22 protein-coding genes and 1 pseudogene are annotated in these 26,918 nt (G+C 64.1%); 10 read left to right on the top strand and 13 right to left on the bottom strand.

The features are described 5' to 3' along the window. Positions 1 to 79 precede the first annotated feature (79 nt). The 3 genes and pseudogenes from G9E11_RS17075 (at position 80) to G9E11_RS21655 (ending at position 4,427) form a co-directional block, all read left to right on the top strand. Positions 80 to 1,717, top strand: coding sequence for an NERD domain-containing protein (locus tag G9E11_RS17075; RefSeq protein WP_246469003.1), 1,638 nt, complete (start codon positions 80 to 82; stop codon positions 1,715 to 1,717). 100 nt (positions 1,718 to 1,817) lie between these two features. Then, positions 1,818 to 3,560, top strand: a pseudogene (locus G9E11_RS17070) (DEAD/DEAH box helicase); the annotation flags it as partial. 153 nt (positions 3,561 to 3,713) lie between these two features. After that, positions 3,714 to 4,427: a sigma-70 family RNA polymerase sigma factor gene (locus G9E11_RS21655; RefSeq protein WP_414635209.1), complete on the top strand. Its 714-nt coding sequence runs from the start codon at positions 3,714 to 3,716 to the stop codon at positions 4,425 to 4,427. A gap of 109 nt (positions 4,428 to 4,536) precedes the next feature. On the opposite strand, the gene G9E11_RS21250 is transcribed toward G9E11_RS21655, so the two are convergent. Next, positions 4,537 to 5,667, bottom strand: a complete 1,131-nt coding sequence (locus G9E11_RS21250) for an EcsC family protein (protein WP_194718282.1) — start codon at positions 5,665 to 5,667, stop codon at positions 4,537 to 4,539. A gap of 144 nt (positions 5,668 to 5,811) precedes the next feature. On the opposite strand from G9E11_RS21250, the gene G9E11_RS17060 reads away from it, so the two are divergent. Both G9E11_RS17060 and G9E11_RS17055 read left to right on the top strand, forming a co-directional pair. Further along, positions 5,812 to 8,445: a PD-(D/E)XK nuclease family protein gene (locus tag G9E11_RS17060; protein WP_190607873.1), complete on the top strand. Its 2,634-nt coding sequence runs from the start codon at positions 5,812 to 5,814 to the stop codon at positions 8,443 to 8,445. After that, positions 8,442 to 11,633: a UvrD-helicase domain-containing protein gene (locus tag G9E11_RS17055; protein WP_190607871.1), complete on the top strand. Its 3,192-nt coding sequence runs from the start codon at positions 8,442 to 8,444 to the stop codon at positions 11,631 to 11,633. Before G9E11_RS17060 ends, G9E11_RS17055 begins: the two co-directional genes overlap by 4 nt. Positions 11,634 to 11,842: 209 nt before the next feature. Here G9E11_RS17055 and G9E11_RS17050 read toward each other — a convergent pair whose 3' ends face one another. Both G9E11_RS17050 and G9E11_RS17045 read right to left on the bottom strand, forming a co-directional pair. Then, a complete protein-coding gene (locus tag G9E11_RS17050; protein WP_190607869.1) occupies positions 11,843 to 12,310 on the bottom strand; it encodes a hypothetical protein in 468 nt (155 codons plus the stop codon). Positions 12,311 to 13,370: 1,060 nt separating this feature from the next. Beyond that, positions 13,371 to 13,667 carry a hypothetical protein gene (locus G9E11_RS17045; protein WP_203219258.1) on the bottom strand — a complete coding sequence of 99 codons (297 nt, stop codon included), beginning with the start codon at positions 13,665 to 13,667 and terminating at the stop codon, positions 13,371 to 13,373. Positions 13,668 to 13,729: 62 nt separating this feature from the next. Here G9E11_RS17045 and G9E11_RS21245 point away from each other — a divergent pair, with 62 nt between their 5' ends. Both G9E11_RS21245 and G9E11_RS21240 read left to right on the top strand, forming a co-directional pair. Next, entirely contained in the window at positions 13,730 to 14,167 is a 438-nt protein-coding gene (locus tag G9E11_RS21245) for an NAD(P)-binding domain-containing protein (protein WP_311764399.1), read from the top strand. A gap of 87 nt (positions 14,168 to 14,254) precedes the next feature. Further along, on the top strand, positions 14,255 to 14,719 hold the full coding sequence (locus G9E11_RS21240) for an NAD(P)/FAD-dependent oxidoreductase (RefSeq protein WP_246469002.1): 465 nt from the start codon (positions 14,255 to 14,257) through the stop codon (positions 14,717 to 14,719). A gap of 3 nt (positions 14,720 to 14,722) precedes the next feature. On the opposite strand, the gene G9E11_RS17035 is transcribed toward G9E11_RS21240, so the two are convergent. The 5 genes from G9E11_RS17035 to G9E11_RS17015 form a co-directional block, all read right to left on the bottom strand. Continuing rightward, entirely contained in the window at positions 14,723 to 15,103 is a 381-nt protein-coding gene (locus G9E11_RS17035; protein ID WP_190607867.1) for a VOC family protein, read from the bottom strand. A gap of 52 nt (positions 15,104 to 15,155) precedes the next feature. Next, a complete protein-coding gene (locus tag G9E11_RS17030; RefSeq protein ID WP_190607864.1) occupies positions 15,156 to 15,476 on the bottom strand; it encodes a GYD domain-containing protein in 321 nt (106 codons plus the stop codon). Between the two features lie 223 nt (positions 15,477 to 15,699). Further along, entirely contained in the window at positions 15,700 to 17,214 is a 1,515-nt protein-coding gene (locus G9E11_RS17025) for an MFS transporter (RefSeq protein WP_190607862.1), read from the bottom strand. 539 nt (positions 17,215 to 17,753) lie between these two features. Beyond that, positions 17,754 to 18,641 (bottom strand): hypothetical protein, encoded by an 888-nt coding sequence (locus G9E11_RS17020; protein ID WP_190607860.1) that lies wholly within the window; start codon positions 18,639 to 18,641, stop codon positions 17,754 to 17,756. Between the two features lie 211 nt (positions 18,642 to 18,852). Beyond that, entirely contained in the window at positions 18,853 to 19,683 is an 831-nt protein-coding gene (locus tag G9E11_RS17015) for a protein NO VEIN domain-containing protein (protein WP_246469001.1), read from the bottom strand. Positions 19,684 to 19,936: 253 nt separating this feature from the next. Between G9E11_RS17015 and G9E11_RS17010 the strand changes: the two genes are divergently transcribed. After that, positions 19,937 to 20,260 carry a hypothetical protein gene (locus G9E11_RS17010; RefSeq protein ID WP_190607855.1) on the top strand — a complete coding sequence of 108 codons (324 nt, stop codon included), beginning with the start codon at positions 19,937 to 19,939 and terminating at the stop codon, positions 20,258 to 20,260. Positions 20,261 to 20,303: 43 nt separating this feature from the next. Here the strand turns inward: G9E11_RS17010 and G9E11_RS17005 are convergent, their stop codons facing one another. The 3 genes from G9E11_RS17005 to G9E11_RS16995 form a co-directional block, all read right to left on the bottom strand. Next, entirely contained in the window at positions 20,304 to 21,692 is a 1,389-nt protein-coding gene (locus G9E11_RS17005) for an MFS transporter (protein WP_190607852.1), read from the bottom strand. Positions 21,693 to 21,779: 87 nt separating this feature from the next. Next, the gene (locus G9E11_RS17000; protein WP_190607850.1) at positions 21,780 to 22,145 is read right to left on the bottom strand and encodes a hypothetical protein; all 366 of its coding nucleotides are present in this window, start codon (positions 22,143 to 22,145) and stop codon (positions 21,780 to 21,782) included. Between the two features lie 874 nt (positions 22,146 to 23,019). After that, complete coding sequence (locus G9E11_RS16995; protein WP_190607847.1) at positions 23,020 to 23,682, bottom strand: DUF4352 domain-containing protein; 663 nt, start codon at positions 23,680 to 23,682, stop codon at positions 23,020 to 23,022. An 820-nt stretch (positions 23,683 to 24,502) separates the two neighbouring features. Here G9E11_RS16995 and G9E11_RS16990 point away from each other — a divergent pair. Further along, positions 24,503 to 24,727, top strand: coding sequence for a hypothetical protein (locus G9E11_RS16990; protein WP_190607845.1), 225 nt, complete (start codon positions 24,503 to 24,505; stop codon positions 24,725 to 24,727). Positions 24,728 to 24,785: 58 nt separating this feature from the next. On the opposite strand, the gene G9E11_RS16985 is transcribed toward G9E11_RS16990, so the two are convergent. Then, positions 24,786 to 25,178 carry a hypothetical protein gene (locus tag G9E11_RS16985; protein WP_190607842.1) on the bottom strand — a complete coding sequence of 131 codons (393 nt, stop codon included), beginning with the start codon at positions 25,176 to 25,178 and terminating at the stop codon, positions 24,786 to 24,788. Positions 25,179 to 25,287: 109 nt separating this feature from the next. Between G9E11_RS16985 and G9E11_RS16980 the strand changes: the two genes are divergently transcribed. Then, the gene (locus G9E11_RS16980) at positions 25,288 to 26,103 is read left to right on the top strand and encodes a slipin family protein (protein ID WP_190607840.1); all 816 of its coding nucleotides are present in this window, start codon (positions 25,288 to 25,290) and stop codon (positions 26,101 to 26,103) included. Positions 26,104 to 26,115: 12 nt separating this feature from the next. On the opposite strand, the gene G9E11_RS16975 is transcribed toward G9E11_RS16980, so the two are convergent. Beyond that, a complete protein-coding gene (locus G9E11_RS16975) occupies positions 26,116 to 26,898 on the bottom strand; it encodes a carbon-nitrogen hydrolase family protein (RefSeq protein WP_190607837.1) in 783 nt (260 codons plus the stop codon). Positions 26,899 to 26,918 lie beyond the last annotated feature (20 nt).

Here is a 26,918-nt window from a genome sequence, read left to right as displayed (position 1 = left end):
AAAGACCGAAAGGACAATGCATGAGAATGGGGGCACAGTGAGGTGTATTCCGGAGAAACCGGAGTTCGGCGACGGACAAATGGCCGAGAAGGCCGTATGGGAAGCGCTGCGGAACAGCCTCCCGGACGACTGCGTGCTGGCCCATTCCGTGCAGGTACGGGACGGAATACGCGAGCATGAGATCGACCTGCTGGTGCTGTGGCCCGGCGTCGGGATGGCTGCCATAGAAGTCAAGGGCGGGCTTGTCTCGATCGACAACGGGCAGTGGTACCAGTCCGACCGAAGCGGGAAGCACCGTATCCTAAGTCCCGTCGCCCAGTCCCAGGGGTCGCTCCATGCCTTCAAGAACTGGATCGGCAGGCAGCTTGGTACACCCCTGACCAGCCGCTTCGCCTACATGGTTGCGTTGCCGTACACCCCGGTGCGCCAGGACTGGGACATGGCCGGCTGTCCGCGGACGCTGGTCCTTGGCCAGACTGACGTCGCATCGCCGGCGGAACTGGTCCGTGAGGCGATCAACCGCGAGGGCGGCGGAACCAACTCGCTGGCGCCGTCCTTCATGGATCGCATCCTCAAGCGCCTCAGCGGGGACCTGAACACTCGGTCCACTGATTCCACGGATCCGCAAGAAGCAGAAGACGTGCAGGATCACCTCACCGAGCGGCAGGCTGTGCTGCTTCAGGCCACCCGGTCGCTGAACCGCGTCCGCTTCACCGGCGGAGCAGGAAGCGGCAAGACGTGGCTCGCCGTCGAAAAGGCCCGCATGCTCAGCAGGCAGGGCAAACGCGTCGGTCTCTTCTGCTACAACAAGGGCCTCGGACAGTATCTGCAGGACCGCGTTTCCACTTGGCGCCAGGCCAAGCCCGTGTTCACCGGCGAGTTTCACGAATACGTGCGGAGGCTGGGCGTTCCCGACGGTTCCGGGCAGGACTACTTCGACGTGGAGATGCCCCGCCTGCTTGAGGAACTGGCGGCAACGATGGAGCCGTATGAGCGCCTGGATGCCGTGATCGTCGACGAAGCTCAGGATTTCGCGCCGCTGTGGTGGGATGCGCTGCTTGCCTGTACCAATGATTCCGACGGCGGTGAAGTGTATGCCTTCATGGACGACCGCCAGGACGTCTACCGCAGGTGGGGCGGGGCCACGGCGGACTTCACCTTTGGTCCCACTGCAAGCTTCGTGCCCATCCACATCGACGAAAACCTCCGCAACACGCGCAAGATCGCGGAAACGTTCAAGCCCCTTGCCGGAGAGCACTTCACCCCCCGCGGCAGCACGGGCCTGCCTGTCCGTTTTGTGGATTGCCCGACGGACGAGGCGCTCGACGTCGGCGGGGACTGCGTTGACGCGCTCATCGCTGAGGGCTGGGCTAACAACCACATTGCGCTTCTGACCACCAAGGAGCGGCATCCGGTTCATCTGGACTTCTTCGAGCGCGGCGCCACTGAAGAATACTGGCGCGAGTTCCATGCAGGCGAAGCAGAATTCTATGGCCATGTCTTGGGATTCAAGGGCCTGGAACGGTCCGTTGTGGTGCTGTGCGTCAATGGGTTCAAGGATATGGAGCGGGCAGCGGAGCAGCTCTATGTCGGCCTGTCCCGGGCGAGGAGCCTGCTGGTGGTAGTTGGTGACAGCGCCCTCTTGGAGGAAGCCGGCGGCCGGGAGCTGAAACTGGCACTGTCCAGGGCACAGGCGTGGTGGCCTCCTTCGGCGTGAGACCGCTGGTAACCGCCCTTTGGGCGAGCACGACGGCGGACGGTCCAGTTTTTGTCACACCCTGCCCATAGTCTTCACTGACTAAGTTCCCAACCATCCAATGGGGGATGAAATGCCAGAACTTGCCGACGACCCGTCGCTGCCGGTCACCACGCTGACCCGGGTACACGAAACGGCTGCTGCCGCGTCTGTTCCCGCCGAGTACGACTACGCCTTCCTTTACTCCTGGCAGCAGGAGGCGCTGAAGGCCTGGCACTCCAACGCACGCCGCGGCGTGATCGAAGCCGTCACCGGCGCGGGCAAGACGCGCGTCGGCATTGCTGCCGCGTTCGAAGCGGTCCGGCAGGGCATCAAGGTCCTCATTCTCGTGCCGACCGCCGAACTCCAAAGCCAGTGGCTCGCGTCCATGAAGCGAGACCTGCCCAAAGCCCGGCGCGGGGCGCTCGGCAACGGCCGCTCGGAGTCTCTGGATCAGGTGGACATCCTCGTGGCCATCGTGCATTCCGCTTCCAACCGGCAGACTCTGCGGAGCCACAAGGCCGGGCTGATCATCGCCGACGAATGCCACCGGTATGCAGCTCCGATGTTCACCGGTGCGCTGCAGGAGGGATACGCGTGGCGTCTTGGGCTGACAGCCACCTACGAGCGGTCCGACGGGGAGCACGAGAACCTCCTGACCCCCTACTTCGGCGGAGTCATCTACAACCTCTGGTACGACAGGGCGCTCAAGGATGAAGTGATCGCACCCTTCGATATTGCGCTGGTCGGCGTGGATCTCACTCCCGCTGAACAGGTGTCCTATGACGAGTTCACTGACACGATGACTGAGACGGCCCGCCACCTGGAATCCTATGCGGGGGTCCCCCGCCGGCCCTTCCACCAATTCATTGCTGCCGTTGGAACGCTGGCAGCCTCCGAGTCCCCGAGCCGGGAAGCGACACTGGCCCGCAGGTACATGCGGGCGATGTCCTCTCGACTCACGCTGCTGGCAGAGGCGCGGACTAAGTACCTTGCCTTGGCAGCCCTGAAGGAGACCGTGGATCAGTCGCACGGCACACTTGTCTTCACCCAGACCCAGGAGTCTGCCCGCCGGGCCCAAGATCTGTTCACATCAATGGGCACCACGGCCTCGGCATTGTTCAGCGGCATGGCCAAGGACGACCGGAAACAGGGCATGGAGGACTTCCGCAGCGGCGCCTCCCAGATCCTGGCCGCTCCACGGCTGCTCGACGAAGGCATCGACGTCCCGGAGGCCGATCTCGGCATTATCGTCGCGGCAAACCGGAGCCAGCGCCAGATGGTGCAGCGCCTTGGACGTGTGATCCGCAAGAAGGCGGACGGACGCGTGGGTCGCCTCGTAGTGCTGTATTCAAAGGGCACAGTCGAGGACCCGGACGTGCAGGGCGAGGAGTTCTTGGCCCGCGTGCTGCCTTTTGCCCGTGAGGTCGACTTCTTCGACCTGAAGACCGACCTCAACCGGCTGCAGGAGTTCCTCCGTCAGGAGGAGCCGGAGCAGCCACCGGCTCCAGAGTCGGCGCCTCCTCATGGGGGTGGGACCGAGGCCAAGTCCGGGGAAGAAGCAACAAAGTGCTCAGAGATTGAGCCCGACGAGGATTTCCTGCGTGTCCCCGAGCCGGAAGAGCTCAGCAGTGAGCCCCTCCCGGGCGAATCGGAAGAGGATGCGCCCACATCCTTTGATCTAGAAGACCAGGACTGGCCGGAGGAACTGGCCGGCATGGAGGGCTTCAGCGATGATGCAGTATCCGATTACCTCCGGCGGGCTGGCCGGGCTGTCCTACTGACTGCGGAGCAGGAAGTGGAGCTGGCGCAAGAAATTGAGGCCGGGCTATTCGCGACACACCTTTTGCAAGACGGGACTCCCCGGGGACGCAGGCAATCCCGCGAGCTTCGTTCGATCGCACTGCTCGGAGAGCGTGCCGCCGACGCCTTGCTAGAGGCGAACCTTCGGCTCGTTGTGTCGATCGCTAAGCGCTACATGGGCCACGGCCTGGACTTCCTGGACCTCATTCAAGAGGGGAATATCGGCCTTCACCGGGCGGTCTGCAAGTTCGACTTCACCCTGGGCTACAAGTTTTCGACCTATGCGACGTGGTGGATCCGCCAGGCCGTAACCCGGGGCCTGGCGGATCACGGGCGCCTGATCCGGCTTCCGGTCCACATGGTGGAGCAGATTCTCAAGGTTCAGGGTGCGCTGCGTAGCGCTGCGATGGAAGGTGCCAACTGCAGCAATCATGACGTCGGTCAACGTACGGGACACACTGCTGAGAAGGTCGCGTATCTCCTCAACCTGGACAAGCCGGTTCATTCCCTCGACTTTCTTGTCCCCGACGGCAAGGGAGGCGTGGAGCCGATGGCAGACCAGTTGGTCGATCCCTCCGACCTGGACATGACCGACCGCATTGCCGCCGAGCAACTCACAGCCAACATCCACGCCGTCCTCGACACGTTCACCGAGCGCGAGGCCGGCGTGATCGTCATGCGCTTCGGTCTCACTGATGGCGAGCATAAGACGCTGGACGAAATCGGCAAGATCTACGGCGTCACCCGCGAACGTATCCGCCAGATCGAGAAGAAGACGATGGACCTGCTCAAGGATCCGTCTGTTTCACATAAGCTGCGCGGCTTCCACTTTGACGGCGAAGCAGACCCAAGAGTGCAGACTTCAACGCTGGCTGACGACGCTCCGTGATCGCCCCGGTGTCGCATCCCGTGCTTTGAGTCGTCTTGCATGCCATGGAGCGGGACACATGGGTTACTGGCGACTGCACCCCGCCTAGAACCTCACTGGTGTACGCAGGTCAGCGGAGGTCGGGTCCTCCCGCCTCGGCGAGCTCATCGAGCACGCTGATCTCCTCGTCGTCGCCGTCCGGGGCGTCCTCGTCGGCAACAGTAATCGGTCCGGGTGCCTCCTCCGCCTCAGCGAGATGAGGGTACTTCTCCAGAAGGAAACGCTTCCGGTACTCAATGTTTGCGACGTCGACAATGGATTCGAGAGTAGCCCAGTTGAAAGCACCGCCCAGGACGATCCCGGCTGCGGGTACGACCTTACCGAGCCCCTGCTTGGTAAGACGAAAGGCGAACTTCTCCGCAAACTTCTTGGAGACCTGAGCGACAAGCGACCTGTCCAGAAGGACCGCCCAGCTCTTGCCGCGGACGAGTGCCTGCGTTAGCCGCGATATGTCCGCCATTGCGGCCGTCTTCGCGCTAGCTGACATTGCCGTCCCGGCGTTGACGACAGACATCACGAAGAGCTTCTCCGCTGGCTCTTCGGGATCGTAGCCGTAGAGCAGGGAGATGTGGCCGACGGAGCGGGATCCTAGACCGAGAACAAATGCAGCGTCTCCAACAAGAGCGCCGGCAATTGCTGCTCCCGAGGGCGCCGCAGCGGCCCCGCCGGTGACAGGGACGGCGAGCTCTCCTCCGGAGACGACGAGTCCTGCACCCGCTCCCGAGAGTGCTGCAGCAAGAGGGTAGCCCCAGCTCATGCCTCGCCCCCGGACAGCGTCGATCTGCTCGAGGTCGAGGTGCCGCAGGTCGAGGAGCCTTGTAACGTCGTGTCCGCTCTTCTTGTGTTTGGCAACCACCCGTTTGGGGGAAAGTCCCACGCGTGAGACCCGCCCCGCCGTTTGCCGCACGGACCCAAAGGCAGCGCCACCCCACTCGCTGATGCCGTCGGGGATTGTGTCCTTAGCTTTGCGCGCCCCGGTGCTGACTGCATGAGCGCCCTTAGCCATGATTTCTTGGCCACGAGAGACAGCAGATTGAGCTCCTGGATGGTTCTCCAGGTACTGTGTGGCACGCTTGCCGAGTTCTTCAACCCCGAGTGCCACTTGCTCGCCTGCGTTTCTCATCGCCTGTGAAAGTGGGCGACCCTTGTAGCGCTGGATGTTGTGCCACGCATCGAGCTCGTAGTCCGAGGGTTTAGTCATGCCGCAATTATGCCCCACGACTAGAGAGCGAACTGCTCCCCGAAGTTGGACGGAGAAATCGCCGGCGACTATCGGTGAGACACAGTTGTCAGTGCCTCCCGCTGGCGTGATAAAAACGACCACCAGTCAATGCATGGGGGATTAATGAAGATCGAGTTCGGGTGGCACCTGGACCGTGCGCCGTGGGCATACACCCAGCCAGGCCTCAACCGCATCCGCGTGGGACGCAAGAACTTTACGGCGCTGCTGCAGACACGGCTGGGCATCACTCGCCCAGATACTGGCCACGCTGAGCGCGTCAGCCAGTATCTGGAACGCCTTCGGAAGGTCGACTCCACCGATGCGTGGTTCCACAAGTCATTTGAGGTGGATCCCTGGTCGACAGCCCAGGAGCTGCTCGCCGCCCGCGACGACGCAGTCGCTAACGGCTGGGACGGCACGTTCACCGAGCGGCAGCCGGGCGTGCCAGAACCGTCGCCGCTGCTGCAGACGCTGGCGGCAGCGGAAAAGGCACCCGGGCGCTTGGCGCCGTCCTTGGCCGATGACATTGCCGAACTGGTGACGGCGCTCGACTCGCCCCTGCCGCTTGGCATCGACGAGCTGGTACTACAGCATCCCGAAGGCAGCTTCCCCCAGATCTGGAAGGTCATCATCGGAAAGCTCCGGGACCGCGGCGTCCAGGTCAGCGAAGCGGTGCCCACAGGCCGTGCACCACGCCTGACAGTTCTGACCACGGAAACAGAGTGGGAAGCCGCTGAAAACAGCGCCCGCTGGCTCGCTGCGGGAGACAATCGAAGCACCGCCGTGGTCGCCTCAGACAGCACGGCCCTCCTGGACCACTACCTGGCTGGACACGGCCTGCCAGCCATCGGCACCGGTACCCCGTCCATCTGGCGTCCCCAGGACCAGCTAATTCCGCTCTTCTTCGAGGTCATCTGGTCGCCGCCGAACGTACAGCTCCTCGCGGAACTCCTCACCCTGCCCGGCTCGCCCGTGCGGCGTGACGCGGCACGCCACCTCCTTAATGCGCTGAAGCAAGAGCCTGGCACCGGGGGCGATGCATGGACGGCGGCAATCTCCGCCATCGCCGCGGACCCCCAGCTCGGTTCCGAACTCGCCGCCACACTGAACAGGCTCTTTTGCACCGATGTGCTCGTCGAAGACGAGAACCTAAGCGGCACTCAGCTTGCTGAACGAGCAGAATGGCTCGCCGGGCGACTGCGTGCCCGCGCCTCAAAAGACGACGCCGCCAAGGCCACCGCGTCCCTGCTGCAGCGGATCTTGGCATTGGTGACGCCGCTTCCGCGCGTCTCACGCCGGGATCTTCGCCGCATCACCGCGGCGGTGATCACCCCATCGTCGGGCGCGCTCCTGACCGCAGAAGCCGGGCCCTGGCTGCGCCTCGGGCACTTGGCCGAGCTGGCCGACGATATTGACCAGGTGTTGTGGTGGGGTTTCCAGAGCAGCCGCACACCCTCCGTGCGCCGCTGGGACACCCACGACATCGAGGCCTTGTCCCAGGTGGGTGTTCACCTGCCAACGCCAGAAGAACTCAGCGCCCTCGAAGTCAGCCAGACTCTAGCTGCAGCCAGCCGGACCAGGAACCTGCTCCTCGTCCAGATCGAGCAGCGCGACGGTGAGCGGGTGGAAGGCAATCCGCTGCTGGAGGCCCTCACGGCTGCGCAACCGAGTTGCACGCATGAGTCGCTATCCGACCGTCTCTCTGGGCTCACGTGCAGCCCCAACGCGCTGGCTGACGCCACCGGCTACTGGTCCCTCGCAGGCCGCCAAATGCAGCTGGTTGCGGTCCCCCAACAGCGCCCGGTTGCTCCGCCCGCCGTCCATCAGGTGGGCCCGAACGCCGCTCTCGTCCCGGAACGTCTCTCCTTCACTCAGCTGTCCACGCTTCTCGGTTGCTCTCTGGCATGGGTGCTCAAGCACAAATCGCACCTCGCTGTTCCCGCTGCCGCCAGCGTCCCGTCGGACAACCAGATGCTCGGGCTCTTTGCCCACAAGGTGGTGGAAGTGCTGCAGGAGCAGCTTCGGGCGGAACACCGGGCGGTTCCCGAACAGGAAGAGGTAAGGGCCGGCGTCGAACGTCTGCTCCCTCAACTCGCCTCGGAGCTGCTCCTGCCCGGCCAGAAGAGCCGCCTTGCAGGCGTGCGCGCCACGATCGAAACAACCGTCATGACCTTCTTTGAGCAGCTGCAGCGCGGCGGCGTTGTGCTGCAGGAGATGGAGAAGGAGTTCGTGAAGGACCTGCACTTCACGGCCGGCGGAAACAGCTACGCGGTCGAAGTGAAGGGCCGCGCCGATGCTGTGGGCATCGACGCGGCCGGCCGTACCGCCGTCGTTGACCTCAAGTGGACCAACAGCGACAAGTACCGCCGCGAGGAAGTCGAACGTGGCGAGGCCCTGCAGCTCGCGCTGTACCAGTGGGCACTCAGCCCCAGTGAACTCCCGCCGGATGCTCCGACTGCCTATTACATGCTCAAGCAGGGCAGCTTCGCCTCAGCCCACCCGGAATTTGGTTCAGCAATCCAGACCAGCCAGGATCCGTCACAGCTGTGGCAGCAGGCCGTTCGGGCGGTTGAGTTCACCGTCGAGGAGGTGCTCGCCGGACGGATAACGGCGGCGGAGCCGGCAGCAAACGCCGTGGCCGAGGGCGAACCCGGCGCTGACGCAGTTGCGGAAGCCAGTGGCCGCCTGCACATGAAGCCGAACTGCAAGTACTGCGACTTCGGCACGCTCTGTGGACTCAAGGGGGACTACTCGTGAACCTGCTGGACAACGTCACCATGGTGTCGGCGAGCGCCGGCACCGGAAAGACTTTCACCCTTACGGGCAAGATTGTGGATCAGATTTCCGCCGGGCTGCCGGCCGGAGCCGTCATGGCCACCACCTTCACCAAGAAGGCCGCCGGCGAACTGCGCGAACGGATCGCAGCCCGTCTCCTTGAGCAGGCGGACCAGACCGACGACGCCGATTCCTCCGCCGCGCTGCGGCTCGCCTCGCAGCAGTTGCCCGCGAGCCTCATCGGAACGGTCAACAGTGTGTGCGGCCAGCTGCTGCAGGAGCACGCCATCGACGCGGGCCTCTCACCTGCGCTTGAGGTCATCGGCGAGGAACAGCTCGCCAGCATCTTCCACCTCGCCACGGATGAAGTGCTGGCCGAACACGCTCCCGGGATCCTTCCCGTCGCACGGCGCATGGGAACCGACGGAAACGGGGCCCGGGACGCGAAAACCTGGCAGGAAACTGTGCGAGCCATCGTGGACGCCGCCCGCACCAACCTGCTGGGAGCGGAGCAGCTGGCCGTCTGCGCCGACCGGTCCTGGTCCGGTTTGCGTGAGCTACTCGACGCGCCGGCGGCCGATGAACGGACCGAGTGGCTGCGGTGCCTCCGCACAACGGTGACCGATCTCGAGGCCATGGCTCGGGACGGCAAGACTCTGGCCGGAAAGAAGGTGACCACGACCACCGCCGCCTTTGCCGAACAGGTACCCAAGACCCTCCACAAGATTGGCACCATGGGCGCCGTGGAGGACATCCCATGGGAGACCTGGCGTGGTGTGGTGGGCTCCGCCGCACCGACCGCCGTCAAGACTCTCTTCGCTCCAGTCACGGGTGCCATCAGGGAAGGCCTCCTCTCCAATCCCGCCTTCCATGACGATCTCGAGCAGTACATCCGGCTCCTGTTCGCCTGCGCTCAGAAGTGCCTCAAGGCCTACTCCGATTTCAAGCGGCTGCACGCTCTCATGGACTTTGTGGACCAGGAGACCCTGGTCCTGGACCTCGCCCGGAATAACGAGGCCTTCCGCCGTTCCTTCCCGGGGCGGATCCGCTTTCTCGTCGTGGACGAGTTCCAGGACACCAGCCCTCTTCAGCTTGAACTCTTCCTGCAACTCAGCCGACTGGCGAAGGAGGCTGTGTGGGTGGGCGACCCCAAGCAGGCCATCTACGAGTTCCGGGGCACCGACCCCGAGCTCATGGAGGCTGTGGTGAACAAGGTGAGCCGCCGGGAGCAGCTCTCCCATACTTGGCGTTCACATCAGGCGGTCGTTGACCTGAGCAACGCCGTATTCGAGTCCGTCTTCGAGCAGCACGGGATGCCGGCCGATACCGTCCACCTCAAGCTTCCGGATGCGCATTCTGGTTGGTCCCCCGGCACGCTCGAAGCCTGGACCCGGCCGCAATCCAACGACGGAGAGCGGCTGAAGGCAACTGCGGCCGGTGTGGCCGCCCTGTTGGCCCGACGGCCAGAGCTCAATCCCGGCGACGTGGCGGTGCTGGCCCGGTCAAACGCCGACGTCGAATCGCTGTCCGCTGCCCTCCATACCCTGGGCATCCGTGCGAGCCGCAATCCACGCAAGCTCTCGGACGCCCGGGAGGTGCAACTGGCGCGCGCCGGAATGGCGTTCGTCGCGGATGGATACGACACTGTCGCACTAGCCGAGATCGTCGCCATGCACCCCGGCCACTCCTCTCACTCAACTTGGCAGCAGGAGCTGCTGTCAGCCGCCGACCCTGCCCCGGTACTCGAAAAGTGGAATTCGGACCCGATATTCAAAGCCCTAGATGCTCTTCGTGCCCGGACAGCGGCGGCTACGCCCACGGAGGTCTTCGAAGCCGTCGTCGGCGCGCTCGGGCTGCCCCGGCTGATTGCTGGCTGGTCCTCCCCCGCCACCCGGCTGAGGAACCTGGACGCCGTCCGCGGTGTCATCAAGACGTACTACGAGCGCTGCCTCGCGTTGCGTTCACCCGCAACCCTGCGCGGCTTCCTCACATTCTTCGGTTCGGAGGAGCAGCGATCCGCGGACAACGCCGGAACTGACGTAGTTAACGTCCTGACATACCACCAAGCAAAGGGACTCGAATGGCCGGCGGTGGTGCTGGAGGGGCTTGACAAGGACCTGCGCTTCGCTGCATTCGGCGCGGCAGTGGAACAGGACGGCCGCTTCGACCTGGCGCAACCCTTGGCGGGCCGCTGGATCCGTTTCTGGCCAAGTCCCTTCCCTTATGGCGGGTCCCAGCTGGATGTTCGGGGAACGACGAGCGACGTGGCACTCCGGGCCGAGGAACGCGAGCGCCGCAACATGGCCCGTCTCATGTACGTCGGCATGACCCGCGCCGTCGAAACAACCGTCCTGACAGGTAAGAAGCCTGCGCCGGAGCTTCTTAACAACCTTGGCATTCCCTTCCTGCTGGGATGGAAGCTGGGCGCCGACGACACCTCAGACGGTGCCATCCATGTTGCCGACGGACTGCAACTGCCAGCGCGAGTGGAAGAGTTGGAACCCGCAGACGCGGAACACGCGCCGGCGGACTGGACGCCCAGGTTCTCCGACGTGCCCTCCGCGCCGTCAGGCGGCGCGTTCGCTCCAGCACGGTTTGCTGCTTCGTCGCTAGAGTCTGCTGGACACGAAGCCGCTGTCGGGAAAGTGGCCGAGCTCGGTTCCCGGCTTGCAGAGCACGGATCCGACGATTGGGGTGCAGTCGGCAGTGCCGTGCACGCTTACCTCGGGACAGAGTTCTCGATGCTCGACGCCGCCCAACAGCGGGACCTCGCAGATCGGATAGTTGCACGATGGCAGGTGGAAGGCACGATCGACTCTTCCCTGCTCCTCGCCGCTGGGGAAAGATTCGAGTCCTATCTGGACGTGGAGTTCCCTGGCTGGGCGCGCCACCGGGAAGCAGCCATCGGCTGGCGACCGAACAACCAGGTCATGGAAGGCTGGATCGACCTATTGCTGGAGGGGCCCGACGGATTCGTACTTGTCGACCACAAGACCTACCCCGGCAATGATCCTGAAGGGCATCTGAAAGAGAAGTACCTGGGCCAGATGGCCGCGTACCGGAATGCTGTTCTCGCTGCTACCGGCAAGCCAGTGCTGCGGACGCTGATCCACTTCCCGGCGCTCGGACAGGTCTACGAGATTGAGCCTCTACCTGGAACGATGTCCTAGGGGCGAGGTCAGACTGCGTCATCACCTTTTGTCGGTCTTGCAGTCGTGGACCGGGGAAACAGCAGCGTGTCGCCAGGCTGTCCCCGGTCCACGAACGCCCCAGTGGCGATCCAGTCGAGGCTAGATGTGCAGGGCTTATCCTTCATCTCTTCGTGAAGCTTTCGCAAATCGCCCACGGTTACGTCACGGCTCCACATTCTCTCGCCGGCCTAGCCGTAAACGTGCAGGGCTGCACCATAGCCCAACGGCAGCCCGTGGCCGCTCAGCCAGGACACCATCACTTCCGAAGCTCCGGCCAGACTCAGATTCTGTGACGGGGCGACTCCCGCATGTGGCTCGTTCCCGTCTTCATCAGCGAGCGGTCCCAGTCCGATGCGCCAGTTGTTGGTGACTCCACCGCCGACCACCGCAACCTCTACGTGGTAACCGCTTCCCGTACTCATGGCCTGAGCGTACCTTCCGAAGTGCGTCACATCGAGGTGCCTGGTTTGCACAACCAGCGAGTCGCCGTCGTGGGAAACTCCTTGAATGAGGGCAACGAGATGGGACGCCGACTCCACGTCGTGCCAGCCGGTGTCCCACGTATCCACCTGAGCTTTCCACTCCAGAGCTTCGTCCGGCTGAAGATCGAGCATGAGCTCCAGTGCAGTCTCCGGATGGGCGATCGTATCCAACATGTCGGCTCCCTTTCGTCGCTGACCGATGCGCCCATTGTCAGCCGACCCACTGACATTATCTTCCGGCTGCGAGACATGCCGATAGGGTTGGCGCATGGCAGTACATGGGGGAATTCGTTGGTGCCGGGCTATCGCGCTGTTGCTGGTTTTGTCCAGTTCCGGAATCGCGCTAAGTGCCTGCGAGTACCAGGACGCCAGCCCGGCTCCGACTGACACGTCAACCGAGCTCTCCCCGCCAGCGCCAATCTCCCGGCCGGCGCCCCCGCCCGTGCCAAAGGCCGACCCCACACTTGCCCAAGTGCAGGTTAGAAACCAAACGCAACTCGACAGGCGACTGGGCCTCCCGCCTGATGGTCTTGTCTTGGGCGGATCAGGCGGACTGGGCAACGACGGATTCCGGTCGTCAGCCACTGGAATACCAAAGGGAAGCTACGCAGTTACCGCTGAATGCGTGGGAGTGCTCAAAGCATCGCTCACTGTCTTCCAGCCCGATCGACGGGGAGGAACGACGCACGAAGTGGCCCTCGACTGCGGAACCACAGCTCGCGCGAAACTGGATCTTGAAGTAGGACCGGTGTCCGTCCACATCACTCGTACGACCACCGAGCCCGGCCTCACTGGCGTCGCCGGATTCTGGATAGCCCCGGCGGCCTGATGGGAAACGCTCCGCCAGCGGTCACCACCAACGGTGCCGGCACTCCGAGTTCTGGCATGCCCACTTCGGTACCCCGGATTCAACCTTGCCCGTGGCGGGATAGATCCGTACTTCCTCGGTCAGGCAGCAGCCGGCAAACTCAGTTCTCGGGTGATCGGCCATGACCTCTGGCATCACCATACCGTAGGCGATCCGCCAGGCTTCATGGCCGCAAACGGGGCATCTGCGGACACTCTCACGTTTCTTTGCCGGCTTCACATCGTTGGCCATGGATGCAAATTTATCCCCAGCTAACGACAACTACGGCAGTTACAAAAACCTTAGCGGCTAAGCAATTTTTGTAACTGCTGCAGGCGGATGGGCCCTGGCGAATTTGGCGCCGCTTTGGACTTCAGCGCTTCAGCATCAGACTCGGCCGGCTCGGTCTCCAAGCTCTGAGATGATTGCTTTCTCGCGCGCGTTGACGGCACCATCCACAGTGGCCACGCAGTCTGCAACGTCGTGGATGTCGCTCAGATCCCCCGGCTCGGCATCCAGGCGTCGCCACACGTCCGCGGGGTCGATATCGACGAGGTGGGCGAGCTGCTCATCGACCACCTGATGCCTATCCCGGACCAGCCTCACCAAGTGACGCATCAACAGGGCCTCGTCGTCAGAGATCTTGCGGTCCGCCATGATGACGAGCCACGCGACCCACAGCATGAGCTGCGGGTGCTGACTCCGCTCGCTCAGTTTCTGGGTTATAGGACAAAACGTGTGTATGGGTGGGGCTTGCTTCCCAGTCGCGTCTGTTCACGCCCGCCAAGTACAACGGACTGCCCGGCCTGCCCTTCCCTGGCGACCGCCTCGCCTTCCCCACCAAGGACCAGCAGGCGGACTATCTGGAGGACTATGCCGCCCGGTTTCACCTGGCGGTCCGGCCCAGCACGGCCGTCACCCGGCTGACCCACGACGGGCAGCGGTTCCACGTCACGGCCGGTGCGCAGCGCTGGACGGCGGCGAACGTCGTCCTGGCCACCGGGGCCTGCCATCTGCCCAAGACGCCGGGCTTTGCGGCGGACCTGCCGTCCGACGTCGTCCAGCTCCACTCCCACACCTGCAGGAACCCGGCCCAGCTCAAGCCGGGTCCGGTCCTGCTGGTGGGGGCGGGCAACTCCGGGGCGGAGATCGCCCTGGAGACCAGCCGCTCGCATGACACCTGACTGGCCGGCAGGGCGACCGGCGAGATCCCGTTCCGGCACGGCCGGACCGCGGCCCGGTTCCTCATTCCGATGGTGCGCTTTGCCGGGATGCACCTGCTGAACACCAGCACGCCGGTAGGGCGCAAGGTGCTGCCCAAGCTGGCCGGCATGGGCAGGCCGCTGATCCGCACCAAGACCGCGGACCTCCGCGCGGCCGGCGTCCAGCTGGTGCCGCGGGTCGCCGGAGTGCGGCAGGGCGAAATAATGCTCGACGACGGCCGGAGCCTTCCGGTGGCAAACGTCATCTGGTGCACCGGCTTCGCCGAGGCCTACCCGTGGCTGGACATCCCGGCGCTGCCCCCGGACTGCCGGGGGCAGCAGCACCGCGGGATCGTGGATGCGCTGCCGGGCCTGTACCTGCTGGGCCAGGATCTCCTCTTCGCGGCAGCCTCCGAAACCCTCCCCGGCGTGTGCCGGGACGCCAAGTACCTGGCCAAGCGGCTGGCCGCCACGCGGGTTCCGCAGCCCGAATCGGAGGTCCAAAGCGGGCGCGTTGCCCGGCTGGGGAGTTAGCTGTTACGCGCGCTGGGAGAGGTTGAGAATGTTCCCTTCGCTGTCCAGGAACCAGGCGGCCTTTCCCCAGTCGCTGGTGGCAATGCCGTTCTCCGTCTTCAACCCGGGCTGGTCGTACTCTTCAAAGACGACGCCGCGGCCCCGCAGCTCCTCCACCTCGCGTTCCAGGTTGTCCGTGACCCACCCCATCTGGGTGTTCTTCGCGGTCCCCGCATTCTCTGTCTGGTAAATGAGGAAGCCCGTTCCGTGGCCGCCGCGGTACACCAGGCTGCCGTCCTCCGGGGACTCGGCAGGTTCCAGCCCCAGCTTGTCCCGGTAGAAGTCCTTCGCCCGGTTGATGTCCTTCGCGGGAAGAACACCCATGATGTCTGAATCGGTGAGCATGATGATTTCCTCCTGTGCTTTTGTTACCTGGTGAATGGCTCTCTCCCGCGCCCTACTGGCCGGGGGCGCGGTAGGACGGTGTCTTCTTGGCCGCCTCGTCGATGTCTTCCGGCGTCATGAGCGGCTTCAGGCGCAGATTCACGGCGCCCGTCGAATTGATCGTCAGCGAAAGTGCCGCGGCGTTGGCCTGATCCGGGATATCAAAGACGCCCAGGACGTCGGTGTCCCCGAAAGCGAAGTAGAAGCTCTCCAGCGATCCTCCAATGGATTTGAGGGCGTCCACCACCGTGTCACGCCGCTTGGAGCCGCCTTCCCGCATCAGCCCCTTGATTCCTTCACCGACATAATTGGCTTCAAACAGATACTTGGTCATGGTCTTTCCTGTTCCGTTATGGTCCAGGACGGGGGCACCCGAGGGCGTGCCTGACACCCGTGGCGGTGGGTCCTGGAGCGGTCCCCGGAGTGGGGCCGTGCGCACAGCGTAGGCCTACTTCCCCGCGCTAACAACGGCTCTCTGCTAACTCCGCGGACGGGAGTCCACCACAGCCGGAGGCACCGCCCGGGAGCTGTGTCCGACGTCGTTGCGACGTGCCTCGTCACATCACCGTCGGCTTGTTGGGACGGTCCCCATGCGCCGCCTGCGCGGCCTCGTAGCTGCTGTCGAACGGGAGCGTATCCATCTCCAGCAGCGGGTTCCGGTCCTGCGTCGCAACCAGCTCCTGGGCGGCTTCGTCCGAGTCCACGCTGGGCATGGAGCCCGGCAGGTGCCGCTTAGCAGATTCGGGCAGGAAGTAGATGGCAACCGCGGCGATTGCCGACGTCGCCATGAGGTAGAACGCCGGCATCAGGTCGTTGCCTGTTGCCTGGATGAGGGCTGCGATGATGAACGGGGCGGTGCCGCCGAAGATCGCCACGGCGAAGTTGTAGGCGATGCCCATGGCGGAGTAGCGGTGGGCCGTGGGGAACAGCGCCGGGAGCGCCGACGCGAGAATGGCCACGAAGAACGCCACCGGAAACGCGACCATGGCCAGGCCGGCGAGTGTAGCGGGGACGGTCCCGACCGAGATCAGCAGGAACGCGGGGAGAGCCAGAACCACCGTGCTGAGGGCCCCAATCCAGAGTACGGGGCGGCGGCCGATCCTGTCCGAGAGGCGGCCGGTCAAAGGGATGCACAGGGACATGACGACCAGCACCGGGACGGTCAGCAGCGTCCCGTGGATCTCGTCGTAGCCCTTGTTGGTGGTCAGGTAGGTGGGCATGTAGGAGGTGAGCGCGTAACCGACGGTGTTGCCGGCGGCCACGAGGATCATGGCCAGCACGATGTGGCGCCAGTGGTCCCTGAAGATCCCCACCGGGCCCACGGGTCGGAGCTCGTCCCCGGTCTCGTGGTGCTTCGCGGCCACGGCTTCTGCCTCCTGGGTGGCCTTGAAGGCGGGCGACTCCTCGATCTTCATCCGGAAGTAGATGGCGACGGCGCCGAGCGGACCAGCGACCAGGAACGGAATGCGCCAGCCCCAGGCCTCCATCTGGTCCTGGCCCAGGATCAGCTGGAGGGCGGACACCATCCCGGCCCCCAGCGCGAAGCCGAGGTAGCTGCCCATGTCCAGGAAACTGACAAAGAAGCCGCGCCGGTGGTCCGGCGCGTGCTCGCACACGAACGTGGTGGCGCCGGAGTACTCGCCGCCGGTGGAGAAGCCCTGGATCAGCTTGGTGACCACCAGCAGCACCGCGGCCCAGATGCCCAGCACCGCGTACCCGGGAAGGAGGCCGACGACGAAGGTGGCCCCGGCCATCAGCAGCAGGGTCATGGCCAGGACCTTCTGGCGGCCGATCTTGTCGCCGAGCCAGCCGAAGAAAATCCCGCCTAACGGCCGGGCGATGAACGTGGCGCCGAACGTTCCCAGCAGGAAGAGGTTCTGCACAGCCCGGTCCGCCTCGGGCAGGAACACCGGGCCCATGGTGGTGATCAGGTAGCCGAACACCCCGACGTCGTACCACTCCATGGTGTTGCCCACGATGGTGCCGCCCAGCGCTTTCCGCAGCGTCCGGTGGTCGACGACGTTGATGTCGGACAAACGCAGCCGCCGCTGCTGCAGATTGTGCTCTGTCATGGCTCGGTCACCGCCTGTTTCAGGTGGGCACGTGCCGCCAGTTCGTCGGCATCCCCGTACGGTGGAGGCCCAACTCTCCGATCATCTTCCCACCGGCGAACTGGTACAACAACGAAAACCGCAGCCTGCGCACACTGCCCGGGCTGCCGCCGTCGTCCGCTCACTGCGCCTGCGGACCTACATGTCACTGACCCGCGCCCGGTCCGACTGGGATAGGCTCGCATGCGGCCAAAACGGGGATCGGCACCAAGCGGAACGGCGGGGAATTCCTTGGATCTACTGGGCGGCATGAGCCGCGACGAACTCGGCATCTTTTCGAAAAATACCGTTCCACCGTTGACCAGCTCAAAGTTGAGCTTGAGCAGATCAAGCGGCAGATCTCGTCAGGGAACTCGGGCGGCATGGTCCTCCCGCCAGAGGACGAGACCGCTGATGTACAGCCCGGCCTGACGCCAAGACGATGATGCAGGTGGGGTTCCGGAGCTGCCGCTGATCCGCTGCAGCGGGCTAGCGGCAACTCCGGTCACACACACCCATAGCTACTTGGCAGGCACGGCACCGGCAGATGTCCCGGTGTCCGGCTGGGTCTGGCTGCCGGCTCCGCCCGCTCCGCTGGTGCCGTCCGATGTTCCGGTGGCGGGATCGAGCGTGCTTGACGGTGCCGGGGTGTCCGCACCGGCGGGCGGGGTCTGTTCCGCAGTCTGTACGGGGTCGCTGGTTTGGGTGGGTGTCGCCGTCGTCTGGTCCGCCGGGTCCGTGGCGCCGTCGGTGGCCGAATCCGTTGGCACGGCACTCGGCGCAACTGTAGGGGCGCTTGGCTGCGGGTTGGTGGCGGGACTGCCCTTGGTGTCCTTGGCGCTTGACACGACCTGCGTAATTCCTGACTGAAGGGCGCTGGTTCCACTCGACAGCGCGAGACCGGTGGCTGACTGGATGCCAAGAATCGACCCCACACCAATGAGGAAGATGATGGCCGTCCCGCCGATGGCCATCCCGGCCTTCCGTCCCCGGGGCAAGTTGCTGGGGGCGCGTGCATCCCCTTCCCTGTGCCTGGTCTGATCCAGCGGCAAGGCGGCAGCGGAAACTTTGCCGGACGTGGCCCGCGCGATGCTGGCGGTGTCCAGTCCAATCTGCGGGCGTGTTATCCGTGTCGCACCGGTGCCGCGTCTGGGCAAAACGCGCTTGATCTGCTCGTGGCTCTTTTCCAGGGAGGCCCGGAACAGCGGCAGGGCAACGGCCGAGATAACGCTGAGGATAAAGGCGCCGATCACGGTTCCTGCCAGCCCGAGGTGCCCGCCAATGACGGAAGCCACCGCGGCGGCGGCTCCGCCGGCGATAATCTGGATGGCGCTCAGGCCGAGGCCGGCCACGGCCGGAGCGGCCTTCTCGGCGGGAGCTTCAGTTTCGTTATTGCCAGTTTTGGTCATATTTCCAGCTCTGTCCGTGCAGCCAGGTCTGCGTCGAAGGTCATGTGATCCTCCGCATGGGTGTCCGACCCATCGGCGGTGCACCCTTAAGGGTGACACGGTTGCCCGGGAGTTTCCTGAACTTTGAAGGCAACGTAAGCAACGACACAGTGAAACGGCTCGCCTTAAGGGGTGCAGGGAAGGGAGCCTTACGGCAGCGGCGCCGCCGTCGTCATGTTGCGTCGGGAAGGGTCCAGTCGAAGTCGCGGGGGCGGAGGTGGCCTTTGTCTGGATCGAAGGGGAGAACTGTGAAGGCTCCCGCATCGGGGTCGACTATCCCGTCCTTTAACCGCATTCCGGACCATACCCCCATCCAGCAGCGTCCCGGATACTGTCGGGCATGGTCGACCTCATTCCGGGTCACGATGACGGACTCGCCCCTGCTCTGCGTACCCTTCGCCTCAAGATAGATCCGTTCCCCACCCCTGTCTGCTACGGCGTCGTAGGGACGATTGTGCCGGGCGTCTCTGACGGTCCAGCCGAGGTCTCGGTAGTAGTGCATCAGGCGGTCCTGTGCAGCGTCTTCAAGCGCTTTGCGCTTTTCGGAGTCCATCTGCAGTCCCTGCCCCTGCGCGTCGGGCTGATCCGGCGCTTTAGCTGAGTCCGCATCCACGATGCCGGCAGTCTCACGGTCCGAGCTGTACCAAATAGCGTTCCTGCTGCCGCGCGGGTATTCGACCCGCGTTCCGATCAGGGCCTCGTGGACGGGATGTCCGTCGGGCAGGACGTGGCCCCTGAGAGCCTTCTTTGTCCTCCCCGTACTGAGTGTCAGTACCTCGTGATTCGGATCGTGGAGTTCCGCGACCAGCACGACCTGGCCTTGATAGTTCAGTGCTGCCCAGCGGTGAAGGGCGATTCTCTCTGCGCTCAGGGAATAGTCGCCCCGGTTGTGTGCCCAGAGCTCCTCAGGCGTAGCATCCCGGTCGTAGCCGTACCAATCACGTCCAAGCGGATCATCGCTGTCCGCGATCGTTCGATTACTGAGCTTGATGTGGATAACCATGCTTGAGTATCGCCGAGTCATGCGACGCGCCGCGCACGGTAGCGGTTGTGTCGGCTTAGCTCACAGCAAACTCTGAGGTTTACCGGAGAGAGCGCTATGGGCGTCGGCCGACGTCGCCGGATTCCTAACATCGGCGGCGACACTCGGTTCTTGGTCCCCCTATGACGGCCGCTGCCCGCGGCTCCGTCAGGGAGCCGGGAGCCGTCGGTGCTGAACCGGTCCCCACGTGACCCAAGCGCGGGATAATGGAACCATGACCGACCGGGATCACGACGAGGACCTGTGGCAGGAGTTCGAACGGCTCCCCGCTGCCGGGCCCGACCGCGTCGAAGGACTGCCCGGCGGACAGCCTTGGGGCTTTGGCTTCCGCACCGGGGTGCGCAGCGCGAGGGTAGCCCTAGGGTTCGCCGTGTACGCGCTGGCTCTGGGAACCGTCCTGGTCCTTACCGGCGCCATCGTGTTCATCAGTCAGGGGAAGTGGCTGATGCTCGGGCTGATGGTGCTGATCGAGGTTGTCTTCGTCTTGGCGTTCAGCTGGCTGGTGCGGCTGGCCCGCATCCGGCGCGCCTCGCAGTAGACCGGCGACGTGCCCACGGGCGGCGATTGCCGCCGTCGTTAGCCTACGCTGGCTTCCGCTCCCGCCACAGCAGCGACACCACGAACGTCACCACGCAGAGGCCCAGCATCACCAGCACCATCCGGCCCCAGTTCTCCTGGGTGACGCCGGTGCCGTAGAAGATGCCGATCATCACCGTGGCGCTGATGGCGCCGACATACCGGCAGGTCTGGAAAATCCCGGCGGCCACCCCCCGCTCCTCTGGCGCGGCCGACAGGTACAGCCCCTGGTTGGAGGCGATGCTGACCGACCCGTACGGCACGCCCATCAGGGCGGTCAGCACCAGCACCAGCGGGACGAAGAACGACGCCGTCAGCAGCCACAGCGCCGCTGCCGCCACGGTCAGGAGGACGACGCCGGCAATCAGCACCCGCCGCACACCGAACCTGTCGATCGCGCGGACGGCGAGCGGCGTGACGACCACGGACATCGCCGCCAGCGGCAGCATCAGCACTCCCACCACGCCGGGATTGTAGCCGGCGGCTTCCTGCAGCAGCTGAGGCAGCCCGAAGAACGCGAAGTAGTAGACGCCGCTGAACACCGTGAAGCCCAGGTACACCAGCAGCAGCGGACGGTTCCTGCCGAGCAGCCGCAAGTCCAGAAACGGACGGTCGAAGCGCAGCTCGCGCCAGGCGAACAGCACCGCCAGCAGCATGGCTCCGCCCAGCAGCCACCAGCGGAAACCGGGCAGTGCATTCAGCAGGCCCATGAGCAGCAGCACCATGCCCCCCGTGAACGCGAGGATGCCGGGGATGTCGGAATCGCGCAGCAGGGTGGCGATTTTTCCCTGTTCCCTGCGCTCGTCCGGTGGTGCGGCCTTCCGCACGATGAGCAGCGCGGCCAGCGCCAGCGGCACGTTGATCAGGAACAGCGCCTGCCAGCCGACCAGGCTCACCAGCAGCCCGCCGACCACCGGTCCCACGGCAGCCCCGGAGGTGTTGGCCATCTGGATGCGCCCGAGGGGTCTGGTTGACGTCGTGTCGGCCATCCTGGCCAGGGTGCCGACCATGACGACGGCGCTCGGGTACGCCGTCGCCGTCCCCAGCGCCATGAGCGCGCGGGCGACGCAGACGAACACAAAGTTGGGCGAGAAGGGCGCCAGCGCGCAGGACACCGCCACCAGCGCCATGCCGAGCATGAAAAGTTTCCGTGGCCCGAAGCGGTCGGCAAGCCTGCCCATCAGCGGCTGCCCCGCAGCCGAGGTGATGTAGAAGGCCGTGATCACCCAGGTGACCGTGGCGACGTCGAGCCGGAAGTCCTCGCGCAGCACCACCAGGGCCACAGCGATCATCGACGAGTTCAGCGGGTTCAACGACGTGCCCAGGCTGAGGCCGGCCACGGCGAGACCGGTGCGCCGGCTGGTTTGCTGGCCGGTGCGGGGAGAGTTGCTCACGGCAACAGTCTTCCGCAAAAAGCGCCTCCCCAGCGACTCGACTCCGCATCAAACGCGGCCTCGACGAGGTGCACCTCTATCTAATCTCTACTTGACGGCCGCAATTTTCTCCACGTGAAAAGACGGGACTGTTGTTCGGCCACCAATCTGGGTGTCGTAACTTATCGACCCTAGAGATGTTGCAGTAATTTGAACTACATCACCATCTACAAATCCGCCGAGATCCGGGCAATCTGAAACTCCATCGCCGCCCGTGAACACGGAGTTGTCGTCGTAGTCCCATCTCTCCTTCTGTTTGGCGTGGGCGATGTCGGCTCGGAAGGTGCATGGTCCTGTAGCGGAATCGAATTGTGTAATTGTGGCGTACAAGACGATGATTTTTCCCTTGTAGCTATAGGGATTCTTGACAAGTAGGGCCAGTTCTCGCTGTGTCATTTCCTTAGCGGCCTCCACTTTCTCCTTCGAAGCAGGAGAACCGCCTGCCGAAGAAGGGCCCGAGGACGAAGTCGAATTGAAAACAAGCGCCGTACACCCTACGAAAAATACAATCACGAACACCAGCAGGACCAACCACACGGGGCGCATTCGCCTTCTTCGCAGAGCGGCAGGCGGCGCCCCGGCAAATTGCGTTACCGGAATCGGCCTGTGACCGGGGTTGTTATTTTCATATCGAGTCTCCTCGATCCAGAACTGCCACCCTTTTGGTGCTGGGCCCCACGAAGGGTCCGGCTGCCAACCGGCGGGCGGAGTCCAGCCCAGTGGCGGTACTGGCCAGTTAGGCGGAGGATTAAATCGCTTTGTCATTTTCGTGCTCCCGTTATCAGCTGATATTCCTCTGCACCTATCTTCACAAAAGCTGGGATTGCTAGGCGTCACGCACTCTAGTTTCTCCTTCACCTCCTCGCCGCCGTCCAGAGCTCGGAAACCGTATCAATAGGAACGGTCGCGCGAGGGAAGAGCAATTCTGAACTTCAATTAGCCCCACTAACCGGCAAACGCGTACGGCTCCACGACTTCCCTTCGCTGCCAGTGGTAGGTGGAGGCGGAGCCCCCGCGCAGTACCAAGGCGAGGGCCACCACCGAGGAGTTCGGCGAGATGTCCTACAGAGGCCTGACATGCGGCCGCTGTGTGTGCCGGGTCTATTTTTCGCTGCGGGGAAAGCTGCTCGCGGCAACGGTCTCCCGCGCGTACGCATGTGAAAAGACTGTGAGGAAGCAGCGGGGCTGCTGCAAGTAAGGGACCTAAAAGGCCTTACCTTCAGCCGCTGGCAAGCGAATGAGGACTGCCGCCATCCGGAAGGGTGACGGCAGTCCTCACAGTGGGTTCCTACTTGGCTGGGTAGCTCCACTCCCACCCCGCGGACATAAACCCCTGCTTATGAACGACGACCCCCGTGGTCGTCGGGACATCCAGCACAATCTTCCCGGTAGCCTTTTCAGCAGGACCCAGTGTCGATGGGAACCGCTCCGCGTCGTTCATGCACATGACTGCTTCAAACGTTCCCAGGTCTCCGTTGAACGTTGTTCCATTGGCCGCAATGGCTTTCCAGGCGTACGAGGAGGAGATGCCGAACTCCGGGTTGACTGACTTGGCCAGTGCGGGCGTCGTTTCCATTGCCACGTCCAAGACCAGAAAATGCCCATTCTTGGGTTTCATGGCCGAGGATGAGGTGCACTTTGGGTCAAGCTTTATCGACTTAACGACGAAACTAGCGACAGTCTCACCGTTGTCAGTCACGGAAGCTGCCTGCCCCGGCACCTTGATCAAATTGCCCCGCGGCGACTTGGCATCAGTCGGCGAGGGAGTTGCAGTCGGTGTGGCAGTGGCAGTTGCCGGCTCGACCGAAGGAGCGGTCGGCGAACTCTGCGGAGCCCCGGCGCAACCGCTAAGCAAGAGTGTCAGCAGCGCGGCAGCGCCGATGAGATTGGCTTTCAATGAATCCCCATTCGAATAAATCTTGAGTGATTTGAACAGGATATATGCATCCAAGAGGCAAGAATGCCGCGAAGCCTTCTGTCCCGCTCGCCCTCCTGAACCGGGCAAACTGCACGCTCAGTTTCGCCCCTCCAATCCACTGCCCAACGCGGCGCCCAGCGAACCTAGCGCAAAGCCAGAGAAGAAGCTGGCAAGAAGGAGTCGCCCTACCCCAGCCGCCGCTGCCGGAACATAGGAAGCCGCACCCGCGCCACCGTTGACATAGAAACCTCCACCGCCCGCACCCCGGGCTCCAACCCAAGGTCGGCCTCGACGTACCCCATCGGATCCACCAGCAGGCTCCGCCCCACCGAGACCGGCGGGGCCTGGCACGTACCGGCCACTTACACGCGGTTCTCGATCGCCAGCGCCGCGTTCAGCGCAAGCCACTGCTCCGTCTTGTGCGTACCCGGCACCCATGACGAGCAGACCAGCAGAACCTGCGCACCGGCGTCAGCCAGGACCGGGCCAGCTCCGGGAACCGCAGGTCGTAGCAGGTCATCAGCCCGAGCCGCGCTCCCCGGCCTCGAACACCACAGGCTCTGTGAACGGTCCCGGCTTGATGTACGTCGACTCCCCCGAACCCTGCGCGTTGAACGCGTTCGGCTGATGACCTCACAGCCATCGCCATCCGCAGAAGGCTTTAGTGAAGACGGACCTCGTGGGAAAGCTTAAGAGCGGTTCTATCGCCCTTCGCTCCACTGCACCGCGCCCGCATGAAAATCTGAACAAATCCTGCACAAAACTGGCCCGTTGCTTGACCGGTTCTTGAGCCCTGCCCGGCATAGTCGCTTATATCAAAGCTAAAGCTCAGGGCACGGGGAAGGACAGGGCCATGAATGCTAAGACGGTACTCACCAGTCAGCATACCGGCAGCCATTGGACTGCTGATGAGGTTAGGGACAACCTCGGGCGGGAGTTGGAATCCGATCCGGGCCTGGCCGAATTCCTTGCCGCAGCCCCCAACATGGCACGCGCCCTCAAAGCCGTCCTGAACCTGGACCTTGGCCAAATGGCCGAGCGGCTGGTCAGGGCAGAGATCAGCGCCATTCTGCATTAGTGAGTTTGCGTTAGTGAGGATGTGAGCGGCGGAGAAGCCTGCTTCAACCGGACATTCCCTACTCCGCAGGGCTCACCGACGATCGGTGCTGGTGCAGGGTCTCCTGATAGTACTCGTCAGACCTTTCGTCCCGGGGTTCATCGTAAGGATAGCCACCGGGAAGCGCCCCCTTGGCAAGACCGCGCAGGACCAAGTGATGCAGCGAGGTTTGACCATCAGCCACAACGGCGGACACGGTGGCCGATGTCGGACTATGAATTTTGGCGTTTGCCATCTGGTCAATGCCGGACGCGCTGGCCCCGCTCAGGAAAATGACTGCCAAAGCTGCTATTCCGGGCGCAACGGCCCTTCTCCAAAGCCCCATTGATTGATCGTTGCCCACGAACATGAAGGCAACGACAAAAAGCCCTTTGAAGAGGCTGTGCACGAGCCGGCGATCGTCAGCCGGCACCCAAGAGCCTCTTTTTCACCATTTGATGGGAAAATAGGGCAGGGACACCTGTCACGGCGCCGGACCCGGCACCGGCACGTCCCGCTCAGAAGACCAGGAGGGGATCCTGATGGACCCCACCACCACTATCGTTGTCATCGTCCTCGTCGTACTGCTGCTCATCGTTGCGAAAATGTCGATCCGCATCGTGCGCCAATATGAGAAGGGCGTGCTGTTCCGGCTCGGCAGGGTCATCGGAGTCAGGGACCCCGGCCTGCGGCTGATCATCCCGGTCGTCGACCGGCTGCCGCTGGTGAGCCTGCGGATCGTGACCATGCCCATCCAGTCCCAGGGCATCATCACCCAGGACAACGTGAGCGTCGACGTCTCAGCGGTCGCCTACTACCGGGTGGTCGACGCGGTGAAGTCCGTCGTCGCGATCGAAAACGTGGCCGCGGCCATCGACCAGATCGCCCAGACGACCCTGCGGAAAGTTGTCGGCCGGCACACCCTTGACCAGACCCTGTCCGAGACCGAACGGATCAACGTGGACATCCGCGAAATCCTCGACGTGCTCACCGTCGAATGGGGCGTCGAGGTCACCTTGGTGGAGCTCAAGGACATCCAACTGCCCGAAAGCATGAAGCGTGCCATGGCCCGCCAGGCTGAAGCCGAACGCGAAAAGAGGGCGAAGATCATCGCCGCCGAAGGCGAAGCCATCGCCGCAGCGGCCCTCGGAGACGCCTCCGACACCATGATGGCCCACCCGCTGGCCCTGCAGCTAAGGAACCTGCAGTCCCTGGTGGAAATCGGCGTCGACAAGAACACCACAGTCGTCTTCCCCGCCCCGCTGATGAGCACCATCGGTGAACTCTCGGCGTTCCTGGCCCGCGAAAACCAGGCCGCGGCATCATCCAGCGGCAAGACACCCGTGAAAGCGGCATAACTGCCGTCCGCGCTACCCCAGCCGCCGCTGCCGGAACATCGGGAACTGCTCCTTCACCCGCGCCACGGTAGACAGAGAAAGCTCCACCGCCCGGACGCCCGGTTCCAGACCAAGGTCCGCCTCGACGTACCCCATCGGATCCACCAGGATGCTGCGGCCAACAGACACCGGCGGGGCCTGGCAGACGCCTGCCACGTAGACGCTGTTCTCGATGGCCCGAGCCGCATTGAGCGCCAGCCATTGCTCCGTCTTGTGGCTCCCCGGCACCCAGGACGAGCAGACCAGCAGCACCTGCGCGCCGGCGTCGGCCAGCGACCTGGCCAGTTCCGGGAACCGTAGATCGTAACAGGTCATCAGGCCGAACGCCGCTCCCCCGGACTCGAACACCACAGGCTCCGTGGACGGGCCCGGCTTGATGTACGTCGATTCCCCGAAGCCCTGCGCGTCGAACAGGTGGATCTTCCGGTACACGGCCAGCCGTGCACCAGAAGGCCCGAACGCCACCAGGGTGTTGTATGCCCGGCCCTCCTCATCGGACGCTTCCACCACGCCCGCCACCAGCGTGATGCCGTGGCGGGCCGCGGTGGCCGCAAGTTCCCGGCAGACGGGGCCGTCCAGCGGCTCGGCCACCGCCGGGAACGAGGCGTCCACGATCTTCTTCTCGTACGTGGCGTACTCGGGGAAGGCCACCAGCGTGGCGCCGTCGGCCGCGGCCGCCGCGGCGAACCGGTCGATGGCGGCCAGGTTCGCCCCGATGTCCGTACCGGACTCCAGCTGCCCCAGGGCAATCCTCACGCCAGTTCCTTCCATCGCAG

It is taken from the genome of Arthrobacter ipis, assembly GCF_014694315.1.
GTDB lineage: Bacteria > Actinomycetota > Actinomycetes > Actinomycetales > Micrococcaceae > Arthrobacter > Arthrobacter ipis.
This window is presented reverse-complemented; position numbering and strand designations above follow the sequence as displayed.